This window comes from Limnohabitans sp. G3-2 (assembly GCF_002778275.1).
In the GTDB taxonomy this organism is placed as follows: Bacteria; Pseudomonadota; Gammaproteobacteria; order Burkholderiales; family Burkholderiaceae_C; genus Limnohabitans_A.
Map to the genome: position 1 here is coordinate 122,174 of NZ_NESG01000007.1, position 14,069 is coordinate 136,242.

Consider the following 14,069-nt stretch of genomic DNA (forward strand, 5'->3'; position numbering starts at 1 on the left):
CCTCATTGCACTGGGTTGACCACCAGAAAACGGTAGAAGTTACGAAGCATAGCGGCAGTCGCTCCCCAAATGAAACGCTCCACCGCTTCGCTTTGCCCATTGGGGCCCAAGCGAGCTTCGTGGTAGGGCATGGAGAACCATTGCCGTTGTTGGCCCTGCCAGTCCACTTGATGGCGGCGGTGGTTTGCCGGGTTCATCAAAAAAGACAGGGGCACCTCGAACACATCCTGCACTTCGTCTGGATTGGGCGTCAATTCGAAATCGGGCGAGACCAGCGCAATCACGGGTGTCACCCAAAAGGCGGTGCCCGTCACATAGACCGGTAATTCACCTAGCACTTGCACATGTTGAGGGGCCAGTCCGACCTCTTCTTGTGCTTCGCGCAGCGCCGTGGCTTGATGGTTGGCATCTTCACGGTCCACCTTGCCGCCAGGAAATGCAATTTGCCCAGAGTGCGTGCTCATGTGCGTGGCCCGCTGTGTCAGCAAAACGGTGGACTGCGCCACATCTGTCCCCCGCATCACGATGGGGACCAAGACGGCGGCTTGGGCTGGGGCCCGGGTGGAGAACGATGTTTCCCTTTCAACCTCGGGCTGCCAAACGGGGGGCTTGGCAAACCGCGCTCGCAGAGCATGAGGCGACAGGTGTGCAGACGGCACGGCCGGCATATCGTGGTCGATGCGCCAAACAGGAACATTGCGGGGATCAAAAGACGGTGGGGAAGACACAGTCGGTGTTTATAACCGACACAGACGCGGCCCGCTTTAAAATGGCCCTTGCTGCATTTTTTAGCAGCGCTATTTTTTATTGATTTAGGTTTACAGCATGAAGCGTGACTATTTTTCGCACAACACCTCGTCCGAGCGCCGTTTTGGCGAACACCGCTCCGGCACCTGCATGGCGCTCATCGATGGTCGGTTTTTGATTTGGATGGCCCAGCAAGGCGCCGTGGGCACCACGGGCGAGACGGTCAATCGCCAGGGCTTGCTCAGCTTGCTCTCACAAGCGCTGGCACATGCCGGATTGGATGTGGATTTGCGCCGAATTTATTGGTACAGCGACCGCTCGGACGGGCTGATCATCGACGACCAGATTGTTCGTTTGGTGCAAACCCACGATGCCGACGGCGGTGCTTCATTGCTGCGCTCTCTCGGTCACGACCTGAAACAGCTGGCCGAACACCATGCGTGTGACCACGTGCTGGTGGCCAGCGATGACGAGCGCTTCTTGGCCACCATCGATGAAGCCCAACTCAGTGGCGTGAGCGTGCATTTGCTGGCCGACGAGTCCGCCCGCAACATGCCACAAATGGTGCGTACCGATCCGGGTTGGGCCCGCTTGTTGGCGCAGGCAGACCGTCGCGTCATGGTCAACTCGCAGGCGCTGGCCGACATGCTGCAGGGCAAGCTGCCCACGGGCATGGGCTTGGCTGTGGAGGATGTGGAAGAACTGCGCAAATCGATGCACGAAGTCATCACCGCTTGGTGGGCCGATGAGCCCGAGGATTTGCGCGAAGACTTGCGTGACGCATTGCAAGTGAGCCGAGGCGTACCGCAAGAGGTGGACCGTCAGCTTTTGCTGCGCATGCGTCAGCGTTTGGCCCGTGCCTTGAGCTTGCCCGAGAAGAAAATGCTGCGTGAAACCCTGCGCGCTGTGGTTTCTGACCCTGCGGTGGGCGCAGCGCCTGCATCCTCTGGCGATGGGTTCCCGCCAGACAGCGAAGCGTGATTCAGCACGCAAGCCCATGGCTTGCGCCCATGAAAGTCAAAAGGCCCCTGACACGCCAGCGTCAGGGGCCTTTTGACGGGTGAGCTGCATCCGCCAAGCGGCACAGCCCAGCGCTCATGCCTTCGCGTGGTAGGCCGTCACGCGATCGACTTCGTTCTTGGAGCCGAGGATGACACTCACGCGTTCGTGCAATTGGCCCGGTTGCAGGTCGAGAATGCGGGTTTGGCCGTTGGTCGATGCGCCGCCGGCTTGCTCGATCAGCCAGCTCATGGGGTTGGCCTCGTACAGCAGGCGCAGTTTTCCAGGTTTGTGCGGCTCGCGCTTGTCCCAGGGGTACATGAACACACCGCCGCGGGTCAGGATCCGGTGCACATCGGCCACCATGGAGGCGATCCAGCGCATGTTGAAGTCCTTGCCGCGCGGACCATCCTTGCCTTGCAGACATTCGTCGATGTAGCGGCGCACCGGCTCGTCCCAGTGGCGCATATTGCTCATGTTGATGGCAAATTCCTTGGTGTCTGCAGGCACTTGCACATTTTCTTGGGTGAGCACAAAAGAGCCTTGTTCGCGGTCCAGGGTGAACATGGCCACGCCATCGCCCACCGTGAGCACCAGCGTGGTTTGGGGGCCGTACACGCAATAGCCTGCGGCCACCTGGTTCTTGCCGGGTTGCAAAAAGTCTTGCTCGGTCACGCCTTGGCTGTCATCGGCTTTTTTCAGCACGCTGAAGATGGTGCCAATGCTGACGTTCACATCGATGTTGGACGAGCCGTCCAGTGGGTCAAACATCAGCAGATACTCGCCCTGAGGATAGCGGTTGGGCACCAGATAGATGCTGTCCATCTCTTCGCTGGCCATGGCGGCCAGATGCCCACCCCATTCGTTGGCTTCGAGCAGCACTTCGTTGGCGATGATGTCGAGTTTCTTTTGGACTTCACCCTGCACGTTCTCGCTGTCAGCACTGCCCAGGACGCCGCCCAATGCGCCCTTGTTCACCGCGTGGCTGATGCTTTTGCAGGCCCGGGCGACCACTTCCAGCAAGAGGCGCAAATCGGCCGGGATATGGCCTTTGTCGCGTTGCTGTTCGACCAGGTAGCGGGAGAGGGAAATTTTGCTGCTCATGTTCATTCCTTGGCTTGAAGCTGCGCGATCAAGCCGCACTCAGCGCACGGCTGATGACTTCGCGCACGTCGTTGGAGAGATCCGCTTTGGCCGCCACGCGCTCGATGGCCACCTTGGCCGCACTTCGATAGGGTTCGGCCAGTCGGCTCCAGCGGTCCATGGCGCGGGCCAGGCGGGCGGCCACTTGCGGGTTGATGGCGTCCAGCGCCAGCACCTGTTCGCTCCAATACACATAGCCCGCAGCATCGGCGCGGTGAAAACCTGCCGGGTTGGCGCTGCAGTAGCTGAAGATCAGGCTGCGCGCGCGGTTGGGATTGCGCAGGCTGAAGTCGGCATGTTGCATCAGCTGGCGCACCCGAGGCAGCACGTCGCCTGCACGGTCGGGGGCGCTGGCTTGGAGCGCAAACCATTTGTCGATGACCAAGGCTTCTTGTTGAAATTGTTTGTGGAACAGGGCCAATGCGTCTTGCGCCAAAGCATGGCCGCTGACCACCAAGGCCGACAGGGCATTGAAGCGGTCCGTCATGTTGCCCGCATCTTTGAACTGTTGGTAGACCCGACCGGGTGTCACGGCGTCGCCGCTGCGCGCAGCAGCCACACACAGCATGCCCATCGCCAAACCAGCCAAGGCGCGGCGCCCGCTGGACTTCGCGTCGGGCGAGTAAGCGCCGTTGTTCTTGTGCGCGTCCCATGCCCATTGCCAGTCGGCCTGCAAGGCTGTGGCCAGTTGCAGTCGCATGGTTTCCCGCAAGGCATGCACGCGCTGCGGGTCCACCACATCCAGCTGGTCGGCGATGTAGTTTTCCGAAGGCAGGGTGAGCGCCAAGTCCTTGAAGGCGGCATCCAACTCGGGGTGGCGCAACACATTGCGCAAGGCGGCCACCAAGGCGTCGGACAGCACGGGCATTCCGGTCAGGTCCTTGTTTTGCTGGATGGCCCCCAAGGCGCTTTGCAGCATCAGGCGTTGACCGGCTTCCCATTGGTTGAAGGGGTCGCTGTCGTGGGCCAGCAAGATCAGCAGGTCGTCGGCGCTCAGGCCGTCTTCCAGCACCACGGGGGCGCTGAAGCCGCGCAACAGAGAAGGCACCGGTTCGCTGTCGATGTTGACGAAGGTGTAGCTGGCGCTGGCCTCGGTCAGCACCAAGGTGTGCTGGGCCAGGGCTTGGCTGGCGCCGTCGAGCTGAAAACGCAGCGCTGCGCCATCGCGGCCCAGCAGACCCAAAGTGACCGGGATCACGAAAGGTGCTTTGCGGTCTTGATCGGGGGTGGCCGGGCAGCTTTGGCTGAAGGTGAGGGTGTAAGTGCGCGCGTCGGCGTTGTAGCGGCCAGCCGCTTGCAGTCGGGGTGTGCCGGCTTGGCTGTACCAGTGCTTGAAGGTGTCCAGATGCTGGGCCAGGGCCGAGCCGGGGTTGGCATCGGCGATCGCTTGCGCGAAGTCGTCGCAGGTCACCGCTTGGCCATCGTGCCGTTCAAAGTACAGCTTCATGCCTTTGGCAAAACCGTCGCGACCCTGCAAGTCGTTCGGGGTCGCCACCAAGGTCTGCATCATGCGAACGACTTCTGAGCCTTTTTCGTAGATGGTGACGGTGTAGAAGTTGTTGATCTCCACGTAGCTGTCGGGACGCACGGGGTGGGCCATGGGGCCAGCATCCTCGGCAAACTGCACGGTGCGCAGCACGCGAACGTCCTCAATGCGCTTGACGGCACGCGCACTGGCAACGCCTGCCATGTCCTGGCTGAACTCTTGGTCACGGAAAACCGTGAGGCCTTCCTTGAGGGAGAGCTGAAACCAGTCGCGGCAAGTGATGCGGTTGCCGGTCCAGTTGTGGAAGTATTCGTGTCCGACGACCGACTCGATGTTGCCGAAGTCCAAATCGGTGGCCGTGTTGGGGTTGGCCAAAACAAACTTCGTGTTGAAGATGTTCAGGCCCTTGTTTTCCATGGCGCCCATGTTGAAGTCGCTGGTGGCGACGATCATGAAGCGCTCCAAATCCAGCGGTAAACCAAAGCGCGCCTCGTCCCAGGCCACGCTGGCCATCAAAGAGTTCATCGCATGTTCGGTCTTGTCCAAATCGCCGGGGCGAACAAACACCTGCAGCAAGTGCTCGGTGCCGCTTCGGCTGACGATGCGCTGCTCGCGCGCCACCAGTTGGCCAGCGACCAGTGCAAACAGGTAGCAGGGTTTTTTGTGCGGGTCGACCCACTTGGCAAAGTGCCGACCGTCGTCCAAGGTGCCTTGCTCGACCAGGTTGCCATTGGAGAGCAGCACCGGGTATTTGGCTTTGTCAGCGCGCAACGTGACGGTGTAGCTGGCCATCACATCCGGGCGGTCCAGGAAGTAGGTGATGCGGCGAAAACCTTCGGCTTCGCATTGCGTGAAGAAGGTGCCCTGGCTGACGTAAAGACCCATCAGTTGGGAGTTCTTCTCGGGGTTGCAGGTGGTGAAAATTTCCAGATCGAAAGCGTCTTGGCCCTCGGGCAAGTTTTCCAGCACCAGCTGATGGCCGTCCATCTTGAACGAGGTGCCACCGCCATTGACCAGCACGCGTGCCAAGTTGAGGTCTTCACCATCCAGTCGCAGTGCTTGCGCTGCCACGTCGGGGTTGCGACGCAGTCGCATTTTGCTCAGCACGCGGGTTTTGCTGGGGTCGAGGTCGAACGTCAGATCGACCGTGTCGATCCAGAAAGCCGGGGCGGCATAAGCCTCCCGGTGAATCGCGGTGGGTTGTCCTTCACGCATCACTAACTCCGTTTTGGTTGAGGTCTGACCGGGTCAGAGGCCTTGTTTCAGTGAGGCTTCGATGAATGCATCGAGGTCGCCATCGAGCACCTTTTGGGTGGCCGAAATTTCGACGTTGGTGCGCAAATCCTTGATGCGGCTGTTGTCCAGCACATAGCTGCGGATCTGGTGACCCCAGCCCACATCGGTCTTGGTGTCTTCCAGCTTTTGCTGCTCTTCCAGGCGCTTGCGCATCTCAAAGTCATACAAGCGCGAGCGCAGGCGTTGCCACGCCACATCGCGGTTGCTGTGCTGGCTGCGGCCGTCTTGGCACTGCACCACGATGCCCGTGGGGATGTGCGTCAGGCGCACCGCCGAGTCCGTCTTGTTGATGTGCTGACCGCCCGCACCGCTGGCGCGGAAAGTGTCGGTGCGCACATCGGACGGGTTGATGTTGATCTCGATCGAGTCGTCGATTTCGGGGTAGACAAACAGCGAAGCGAACGAGGTGTGGCGGCCACCTGAGGAGTCAAACGGGCTCTTGCGCACCAAACGGTGCACGCCCGTTTCGGTGCGCAGCAAGCCAAAAGCGTATTCGCCTTCGATCTTGATGGTTGCGCCCTTGATGCCCGCGGTGTCGCCTGGTGTTTCGTCTTCTACGGTGGCCTTGAAGCCTTTGCGCTCGGCGTACTTGATGTACTGGCGCAGCAGCATGCTGGCCCAGTCACACGCTTCGGTGCCGCCTGCGCCGGCCTGGATGTCGACAAAGCAATTGAGCGGGTCGGCCTCGTGGCGGAACATGCGGCGGAATTCAAGGTCTTCCACGAGCTTGGCCAGTTTGGCGGCTTCGGCTTCGATGGTTTGGAGGCCCTCGTCGTCGCCTTCTTCCTTGCTCATTTCAAAGAGTTCAAGGTTGTCGGCCAACTCGCTGGTCAGGTTGGTGATGGTCACCACCACGCCATCCAGGGCTTTCTTCTCTTTGCCCAGTTCTTGGGCTTTTTTGGGGTCGTTCCAGACCGAAGGGTCTTCGAGAGATGCGTTGACGGTTCTCAGCCGTTCAGATTTGGCATCGTAGTCAAAGATACCCCCGTAACTCGTGGGTACGAGCGGTCAGGTCTGTGAGGGATGCGCCGATTTGGTTGATGTGTTCTGCGTCCATGGGGAAGGTGTCCGGTTCGGTAAACCGGGCATTTTCTCATGACTTGGTGTCAAGCCGGCCGGCCGCAGGGCTTAAAACTGACGCCCGTAAGAGAACATCAGCGCGGCAGTGCCCAAAAACTTCAGCTGGACCGAGTCGTGCGGCGTGAGCTTGTAGCCCACCGCCGGGATGATGGCCGGGTTGAAGCCTTTGTAATTGAGGGGCACTTTGTTCTCATACGGGGCCACGTAGCCATACATCAAGCCCGCTGTGACTTTGGCAAACAACTGAGGAACCCCCAACAGTTGGTTGTATTGCTGACCTGCGTACAGGTACACCGAAGGCTGGCCAAAGGAATTGCTGAAAAAGCTGACGCCACACAAACGGTCACCGGGCACTTGCTCGTCGACAGCGACCAGCACCACCTGCTTGTGTTCGGGGTTCTGGCTCCAGTGGTGGGTGTAGGGCGAAAAAGTCAGCTCTCCCCGGTGTGCGGGTTCCTTTGCACCTTTCACCGCCAAGAAGTCCGGGCAATAGCGCTGGGCGGTATCGGCGTGGGCAGTCACAGCCAAAGAGGCCATGGTGAGAGCCAAAATAGATGGCAGAGCGTGAAAAATGCGCATGGGGGACAGTCGTCGAAATTAAAACGGATTGATTTTAGGGCTTCTCAATCCAAAAAACCTTCGAGGAGGCTGGCCAGTGCATGGGGTTGGTCGTGGTGCAGCATGTGACCCGCATCTGCAATCGTGGCTTTTTCCAGTCGGGGCACCGATTTCAAGCGCTCATGAAACTCGGCCAAGGTGTATTGGCCTTTCCACCACTGCGACAGCGAGTCATCGGACGCTTCGACCGCCAAGACCGGTGCGCTGATGCGCTGGTACATGGCCAGTGCTTCTTCGACTCGGAATAAATAGGGGTTGATGACTTTGTGGGCTGAATCCCCCAAGATGCGCCATTGGCCATCTGGCCCCGGCCGGGCCCAATGCTGCGCCAGCCAGTCGGCTTGGCCCTGGCCCAGTCGGCGGTTGGTTTTCATCAACCGGGCGGCCACGCCTGCGGCGTCGGCATAGGGTTTGAGGGCGTTGACCTCTTCACGCTGGGCTTTGATTTCGTTCAGCCACTGTGTCATGCGGCTGGGGGCTTGCGCGGCGCTGGTCGCCGCCATGCCAAACCCTTCCAAATTGACCAGCCGCCGGATGCGCTCGGGCCGAGAGCCCGCGTACATCATCACCACGTTGCCGCCCATGCTGTGGCCCACCAGGTCAATCGCTTGACCGGGATACAGCTGATCGAGCAAGGCGTCCAGATCGGCCAGGTAGTCGGGAAACCAATAGCTGTCGGTCACCGGGGCCTCGGTCAGGCCATAGCCTCGCCAGTCCATGGCGATGATGTGGCGCTGGCTGACAAAAGCCTCACTGAAGGCGTCCACCATGAATTGCCAAGAGGCCGCCACGTCCATCCAGCCGTGGGCCAAGACGAGGGGGGTGGCGCCGGGCTGGGGGCTGCCCCAGTGGCGAACGTGGTAACGGCAGCCGCGCAGTGGCACCCAGGAGCTTTGAGATTCGCGTTGAACTTGGTACATACTTTCTATCATAAGGAGACAAACGATGAGCGTCAGTCGCAACCAGGACCGCACGAACCCTGCCACCCCTGACCGCTATGCGGCCATTCACCAAGGCTTTGGCTGGAAAGTGCCCCAGCGCTTCAACATGGCGCAGGCTTGCTGCGGGCAATGGGCGGCACAAGCGGCCAGCGCCAAACGCCAGGCCATACGTGAACATGTGGCGGGTCAGGGCTTGGGGCGCAGTTGGACATTCGGTCAGTTGCAAAAAGAGGCCAACCGCCTGAGCCGGGTGCTGCGCGCTCAAGGGGTGCAGCGTGGCGACCGGGTGGCGATCGTCATGCCCCAGCGCTTTGAGACCGCCGTGGCCTACATGGCCGTCTTGCAAATGGGCGCGGTGGCCATGCCACTGTCCATGTTGTTTGGCCCTGAGGCGCTGTCCTTTCGCATCAACGACAGCCAAACCCGTGTGGCCGTGTGTGACGAATCGACCGTGCAGGCTTTGCTGCAGGCTCGGCCCGACTGCCCCAGCTTGCAAACCTTGATCGGGGTGGGGCCAGCCGGGGCGCTGGCCGACCTGAATTACGCGCAAGCCTTGGCCAGCCAAGCGCCATCGTTCAAAGCCGTGAGCACCTGGGCGGAAGACCCGGCGGTGCTGATTTACACCAGTGGCACCACCGGCAACCCCAAGGGTGCACTCATCCCGCACCGGGCACTGATCGGCAACCTGACGGGTTTTGTATGCAGCCAAAACTGGTTCGGATTCGACCCCTTCAACGCCGAGCGCCCGTCCCAGGCGGTGTTCTGGTCGCCGGCGGATTGGGCTTGGACTGGGGGCTTGATGGACGCCTTGTTGCCCAGTCTCTATTGGGGGCGGCCCATCGTGGCTTTCAACGGGCGGTTCTCCCCTGAAGTGGCCTTTGAGATTTTGCAAAGCCACGGCGTGACGCACACCTTTTTGTTTCCCACGGCGCTCAAAGCCATGATGAAGGCTGTCCCCAAGGTCAAAGGCCTCTACAACCTGAAACTGCAAGCCATGATGAGCGCAGGCGAAGCGGTGGGCGATGCGGTGTTTGCCTATGTCCAGCAGCAGATGGGCGTGACCGTGAACGAGATGTTTGGACAGACCGAGATCAACTATGTGGTGGGCAACTGCACGCGCTTGTGGCCTGCCAAGCCTGGCAGCATGGGCAAGGGCTATCCCGGCCACCAAGTGGCGGTCATTGATGAGGCCGGCGCCCTCTGTCCAGCGGGCACGCCGGGTGAGGTAGCGGTCAACCGTTTCGATGTGCACGGTCATCCCGATCCGGTGTTCTTTTTGGGTTATTGGAACAACCCCAAGGCCACCCAAGCCAAATACACGGGCGACTGGTGCCGCACGGGCGACATGGCCGTGGCGGACGAAGATGGCTACCTGTGGTACCAAGGCCGGACCGACGACATGTTCAAGTCCGCCGGTTACCGCATTGGCCCGGGCGAAATTGAGAACTGTCTGGTCAAACACCCCGCCGTGGCCAACGCTGCCGTGGTGCCCAAACCCGACAAAGCGCGCGGTGCGCTGGTCAAGGCGTATGTGGTCTTGTCACCCGATTGCTTGGCCCGCAGGCCAGTGGGGCCAGGCCAAGCCGGCTTTGACGAGGAGGTGCGCCGCGCACTCCAGGCCCATGTGAAAGGCCTGTTGGCCCCTTATGAATACCCCAAAGAGATCGAATTCATCGCGCAATTGCCCATGACCACCACGGGCAAAGTGCAGCGGCGTGTGCTGCGGCTCCAAGAAGAAGCGCGCGCGACAGACCAGCAGGCCCACCCTGTTTGAGGCGTGACAAAATCGACTCAGCCTTGTTTTTCCCGCCCAAGGGCGTTCAGAACCACTTCCATCCAACTCAGGACACACCATGAAACTCGTTCAACTCGGTCAATCTGACCTGCAAGTGACCCCGATTTGCTTGGGCACCATGACATTTGGCCAGCAAGTCAGCGAAGCCGATTCGCACACCATCCTGGACCGTTCGATGCAAGCGGGCATCAATTTCATCGACACGGCCGAGATGTACGCGGTTCCCGCTTCGGCCGACACCTGCGGCGCGACGGAAACGTTCATCGGCAACTGGTTTGCCAAGAACCCCGGCGCCCGACAGAAGCTGGTGCTGGCCACCAAGGTGGCCGGCCCCTCGCGTGGCATGCCCTGGATCCGCGAGGGCACGGGCATGACGGGACAAGACATCCTGAATTCGTGCGACGCCAGCCTGCGCCGACTGCAAACCGACGTGATTGACCTGTACCAGATCCACTGGCCTGAGCGCCATGTCCCGGTGTTTGGCATGACCTACTTTGATCCCGCCAAGGACAAATCGGTGACCTCGATCCACGAGCAACTTGAAGCCCTGTCCAAGCTGGTCAAGGCGGGCAAGGTGCGCCACATCGGCTTGTCCAATGAGACGCCTTATGGCGTGCACGAGTTTGTTCGCCTGGCCGAGCAGCATGGTTTGCCCCGTGTGGCCACGGTGCAAAACCCCTACGCCCTGGTCAGCCGCACTTACGACAACGGTCTGGACGAAACCTGCTACCGCCTGAATGTGTCGATGCTGGCTTATTCGCCCCTGGCCTTTGGCTTGCTGACAGGCAAATATGACCACGACGACTTGCAGGGCCCCTTGGTGCCCGATGGCGGCCGCATTGCCCGTTACGACTCCATGCGCAAACAGCGCTGGGGCCGCCCCGAGGCGCTGGTGGCCGCACGGCGCTACAACCAGTTGGCGCGTGACAACGGCATGACGCCGACGCAGATGGCGTTGGCGTTTTGTTACCACCGCTGGAGTGTGACCAGCACCATCATCGGCGTCACATCGCTGGCGCAGCTGAACGAAGACCTGGCCGCTTGGAGCACACAGCTGAGTCCCGAAGTGCTCAAGGCCATTGACGACATCCGTTGGGAACTGCGCGACCCGGCGTTGTGACTTGGCGGGGTGATATCGGGCGATGGCCAAGAAAGACAAAGTCAGCGAAACCCCGGCCACGGCGCTCTTGCGCCAGCACGGGGTGGACTTCACCGAGCACCCCTACGACTACCTGGAGCATGGCGGCGCCCAGCACAGCGCCCAAGTGCTGGGCATGGACCCTTTCAGTGTGGTCAAAACCTTGATCATGCAAGACCAGGACGCCAAACCGCTGGTGGTCTTGATGCACGGCAACCGCAAGGTGTCCACCAAAAACCTGGCGCGGCAGCTGGGGCTGAAATCGGTCGAGCCGTGTGCCCCCGAGGTGGCCAACCGCCACAGCGGTTACCTGGTGGGCGGCACGTCGCCCTTTGCCACGCGCCGCCACATGCCGGTGTACATCGAAGAAACCATCCTCGAGTTGCCGCGCATTTGCATCAATGGTGGGCGGCGTGGTTATCTGGTGGGCATAGCGCCTCAGGTGTGCATGCAACTGCTGAACGCCAAGGTGGTCAATTGCGCACTGGCAGAATGACGCCCATACAAAAACAAGGGAGCTTGCGATGGATGTGTTGATTCCGGTGGCCGTGGTGCTGGCCAGTTATTTGATCGGCTCGCTCAGTTTTGCCGTCATCGTCAGCCGCCTGATGGGCCTGAACGACCCACGCAGCTATGGCAGCAAAAACCCCGGCGCCACCAACGTCCTGCGCTCGGGCAGCAAGAAAGCCGCCATCCTGACCTTGTTGCTCGATGCGGTGAAGGGCTGGTTGCCGGTCGCGATGGTTTTGGCTTGGGGGCCCGAACACGGTTTGGGCCAGAGCGTGGCCGCGTTGGCGGGCTTGGCGGCCTTTTTGGGGCACTTGTACCCGGTGTTTTTTGGTTTTGTGGGTGGCAAAGGCGTGGCCACGGCGGTGGGCGTGTTGGTGGGCGTCAGCGGTGCTTTGGCCTTGGCCACGGTGCTCACATTTGCCATCGTGGTTTATTTCAGCCGCTACGTTTCTCTGGCCTCCATGGTGGCCGCTGTATTTGCGCCTGTGTTTTACCTGTTCGGTGACGGCGTGGCCTGGCATGCCCATTCGGCAGAAGTGTTCAGCCTGGCGGTGATGGCTTTGCTGCTGGTTTGGCGGCATCGCGAAAACATCCACCGCTTGTTGGCCGGAACCGAGTCCAAGTTGGGAAAGAAAAAAGAATGAAGCACGACGTCCAGCGTTTGCATGTGGCGGCCCGCTACAGCGAGGCGGCCATTTTCAATGGTGTGGTGTATTTGGCGGGCATGGTGCCCGAGTGCGAAGCCCGCGACATCCGCAGCCAGACGGCCGATGTGCTGCGCCAGATCGAGCAGCGCTTGACAGAGGCGGGCAGCGACAAAACCCGCATCTTGCGCACCCAGATTTACCTGAAACACATCACCGACATCGCGGCCATGAACGAGGTGTGGGACGCCTGGGTGGTGGCCGGCAGCGCTCCACCCCGAGCCACGGTCGAGGCTGCCCTGGCCGATCCGTCCTATTTGATCGAGGTGGTGGTGACGGCAGCGGTGTGCTGACCTGAATGGGCCCTTCAGGTCAGACCGCTGGCATCACATGCGCTCGAAAATCGCCGCAATGCCCTGACCGCCGCCGATGCACATGGTGACCAGTGCGTAGCGGCCGTTCACGCGTTGCAGTTCGTACAAAGCTTTCACGGTGATCAGTGCGCCCGTGGCGCCAATGGGGTGGCCCAGTGAAATGCCCGAGCCGTTGGGGTTGACCTTGGCCGGGTCCAGACCCAGCTCGCGGGTCACCGCGCAGGCTTGTGCGGCAAAGGCTTCGTTGGCTTCGATCACGTCCAGATCGTTGACCGTCAGCCCGGTTTTCTTGAGTACGGCGTGCGTGGCCGAGATCGGGCCCACGCCCATGATTTTGGGGTCCAGACCGGTGTGGGCATAGCCGACCAGACGGGCCATGGGTTGGGCACCTCGGGCTTTGGCCGCACCGGCTTCCATCAGCACCACGGCCGCAGCGGCGTCGTTGATGCCCGAGGCGTTGCCCGCGGTCACCGTGCCGTTTTCTTTCAAGAACACGGGCTTGAGCTTGGCCATGTCCTCGAGCTTGCAGCCGGGACGGAAATGCTCATCGGTGGCGTAGGCGACGTCGCCTTTTTTGCTTTTCAGCATGACGGGCAGGATCTGGTCTTTGAAGTAACCCGCTGCGCTCGCGCGCTCTGCGCGGTTGTGGCTTTCCACCGCCAGCGCGTCTTGCATCTCGCGGGTGATGCCGTACTTGGCGGCCACGTTTTCGGCGGTCACACCCATGTGGATGGTGTGGAAGGGGTCGTGCAAAGCGCCGACCACCATGTCGACCATCTTGGTGTCACCCATGCGGGCACCCCAGCGGGCGCTCAAGCTGGCGTAGGGGCCGCGGCTCATGTTTTCAGCGCCGCCGCCAATGGCGATGTCACAGTCGCCCAGCAAGATGGACTGGCTGGCGCTGACGATGGCCTGCAGGCCCGAGCCGCACAGGCGGTTGACGTTGAAGGCGGGTGTGCCTTCGGCGCAGCCGCCGTTGATCGCTGCAACACGCGACAGGTACATGTCTTTGGGCTCGGTGTTGACCACATGGCCAAACACAACATGACCGACATCCTTGCCATCGGTGCCTGCACGCGACAAGGCTTCGCGCACGACTTGCGCGGCCAGCTCGGTGGGCGCAATGTCCTTCAGGCTGCCGCCATAGGTCCCAATGGCGGTGCGCACACCGCTGACAACAACAACTTCACGGCTCATGAGAGGTCTCCAGGATTAAAAAAAATGAACAGATGCCCAAGGTTTACAACGCCAATCAGTGTCAGGCGCAATGGCTACAGCGGCCTGACAAGGGGGCGGGC

Annotated in this window: 13 protein-coding genes; 6 read left to right on the forward strand and 7 right to left on the reverse strand. The window is 61.0% G+C overall.

All coding sequences use genetic code 11. The features are described 5' to 3' along the window. Positions 1–2 precede the first annotated feature (2 nt). Entirely contained in the window at positions 3–668 is a 666-nt protein-coding gene (locus B9Z31_RS12710) for a CoA pyrophosphatase (RefSeq protein ID WP_100119948.1), read from the reverse strand. Positions 669–825: 157 nt separating this feature from the next. Between B9Z31_RS12710 and B9Z31_RS12715 the strand changes: the two genes are divergently transcribed. Further along, on the forward strand, positions 826–1,728 hold the full coding sequence (locus tag B9Z31_RS12715; RefSeq protein ID WP_100119949.1) for a hypothetical protein: 903 nt from the start codon (positions 826–828) through the stop codon (positions 1,726–1,728). 114 nt (positions 1,729–1,842) lie between these two features. Here B9Z31_RS12715 and B9Z31_RS12720 read toward each other — a convergent pair whose 3' ends face one another. The 5 genes from B9Z31_RS12720 to B9Z31_RS12740 all read right to left on the reverse strand — a co-directional run bounded on the left by B9Z31_RS12720 (position 1,843) and on the right by B9Z31_RS12740 (position 8,289). Next, positions 1,843–2,850: a class 1 fructose-bisphosphatase gene (locus B9Z31_RS12720; RefSeq protein ID WP_100120054.1), complete on the reverse strand. Its 1,008-nt coding sequence runs from the start codon at positions 2,848–2,850 to the stop codon at positions 1,843–1,845. A 28-nt stretch (positions 2,851–2,878) separates the two neighbouring features. After that, on the reverse strand, positions 2,879–5,590 hold the full coding sequence (gene pepN, locus B9Z31_RS12725) for an aminopeptidase N (protein WP_100119950.1): 2,712 nt from the start codon (positions 5,588–5,590) through the stop codon (positions 2,879–2,881). 33 nt (positions 5,591–5,623) lie between these two features. After that, a protein-coding gene (gene prfB, locus B9Z31_RS12730; protein ID WP_100119951.1) for a peptide chain release factor 2 occupies positions 5,624–6,728 on the reverse strand; the annotation gives its coding sequence in 2 pieces (ribosomal slippage) (positions 5,624–6,646 and positions 6,648–6,728; 1,104 coding nt in all). Positions 6,729–6,799: 71 nt separating this feature from the next. Further along, positions 6,800–7,288, reverse strand: a complete 489-nt coding sequence (locus B9Z31_RS12735; protein WP_233200943.1) for a hypothetical protein — start codon at positions 7,286–7,288, stop codon at positions 6,800–6,802. An 86-nt stretch (positions 7,289–7,374) separates the two neighbouring features. Then, positions 7,375–8,289: an alpha/beta fold hydrolase gene (locus B9Z31_RS12740; protein ID WP_199174498.1), complete on the reverse strand. Its 915-nt coding sequence runs from the start codon at positions 8,287–8,289 to the stop codon at positions 7,375–7,377. Between the two features lie 25 nt (positions 8,290–8,314). Here B9Z31_RS12740 and B9Z31_RS12745 point away from each other — a divergent pair, with 25 nt between their 5' ends. The 5 genes from B9Z31_RS12745 (at position 8,315) to B9Z31_RS12765 (ending at position 12,750) form a co-directional block, all read left to right on the forward strand. Beyond that, positions 8,315–10,084, forward strand: coding sequence for an acyl-CoA synthetase (locus B9Z31_RS12745; protein ID WP_100119954.1), 1,770 nt, complete (start codon positions 8,315–8,317; stop codon positions 10,082–10,084). 79 nt (positions 10,085–10,163) lie between these two features. Next, positions 10,164–11,225, forward strand: a complete 1,062-nt coding sequence (locus tag B9Z31_RS12750; RefSeq protein ID WP_100119955.1) for an aldo/keto reductase — start codon at positions 10,164–10,166, stop codon at positions 11,223–11,225. A 22-nt stretch (positions 11,226–11,247) separates the two neighbouring features. Next, positions 11,248–11,739, forward strand: a complete 492-nt coding sequence (locus tag B9Z31_RS12755; protein ID WP_100119956.1) for an aminoacyl-tRNA deacylase — start codon at positions 11,248–11,250, stop codon at positions 11,737–11,739. A gap of 28 nt (positions 11,740–11,767) precedes the next feature. Further along, positions 11,768–12,397, forward strand: a complete 630-nt coding sequence (gene plsY, locus B9Z31_RS12760) for a glycerol-3-phosphate 1-O-acyltransferase PlsY (protein WP_100119957.1) — start codon at positions 11,768–11,770, stop codon at positions 12,395–12,397. Then, on the forward strand, positions 12,394–12,750 hold the full coding sequence (locus B9Z31_RS12765; protein ID WP_100119958.1) for a RidA family protein: 357 nt from the start codon (positions 12,394–12,396) through the stop codon (positions 12,748–12,750). Before plsY ends, B9Z31_RS12765 begins: the two co-directional genes overlap by 4 nt. A 33-nt stretch (positions 12,751–12,783) precedes the next feature. Here B9Z31_RS12765 and bktB read toward each other — a convergent pair whose 3' ends face one another. After that, a complete protein-coding gene (bktB, locus tag B9Z31_RS12770; protein WP_100119959.1) occupies positions 12,784–13,968 on the reverse strand; it encodes a beta-ketothiolase BktB in 1,185 nt (394 codons plus the stop codon). Positions 13,969–14,069 lie beyond the last annotated feature (101 nt).

Excerpts from the sequence above, each read along its gene's own strand:
- B9Z31_RS12710 (WP_100119948.1), bottom strand. The coding sequence starts at position 668 with ATGCCGGCCGTGCCGTCTGCACACCTGTCGCCTCATGCTCTGCGAGCG.
- B9Z31_RS12715 (WP_100119949.1), top strand. The coding sequence starts at position 826 with ATGAAGCGTGACTATTTTTCGCACAACACCTCGTCCGAGCGCCGTTTT.
- B9Z31_RS12720 (WP_100120054.1), bottom strand. The coding sequence starts at position 2,850 with ATGAGCAGCAAAATTTCCCTCTCCCGCTACCTGGTCGAACAGCAACGC.
- pepN (WP_100119950.1), bottom strand. The coding sequence starts at position 5,590 with ATGCGTGAAGGACAACCCACCGCGATTCACCGGGAGGCTTATGCCGCC.
- B9Z31_RS12735 (WP_233200943.1), bottom strand. The coding sequence starts at position 7,288 with ATGGCCTCTTTGGCTGTGACTGCCCACGCCGATACCGCCCAGCGCTAT.
- B9Z31_RS12740 (WP_199174498.1), bottom strand. The coding sequence starts at position 8,289 with ATGTACCAAGTTCAACGCGAATCTCAAAGCTCCTGGGTGCCACTGCGC.
- B9Z31_RS12745 (WP_100119954.1), top strand. The coding sequence starts at position 8,315 with ATGAGCGTCAGTCGCAACCAGGACCGCACGAACCCTGCCACCCCTGAC.
- B9Z31_RS12750 (WP_100119955.1), top strand. The coding sequence starts at position 10,164 with ATGAAACTCGTTCAACTCGGTCAATCTGACCTGCAAGTGACCCCGATT.
- B9Z31_RS12755 (WP_100119956.1), top strand. The coding sequence starts at position 11,248 with ATGGCCAAGAAAGACAAAGTCAGCGAAACCCCGGCCACGGCGCTCTTG.
- plsY (WP_100119957.1), top strand. The coding sequence starts at position 11,768 with ATGGATGTGTTGATTCCGGTGGCCGTGGTGCTGGCCAGTTATTTGATC.
- B9Z31_RS12765 (WP_100119958.1), top strand. The coding sequence starts at position 12,394 with ATGAAGCACGACGTCCAGCGTTTGCATGTGGCGGCCCGCTACAGCGAG.
- bktB (WP_100119959.1), bottom strand. The coding sequence starts at position 13,968 with ATGAGCCGTGAAGTTGTTGTTGTCAGCGGTGTGCGCACCGCCATTGGG.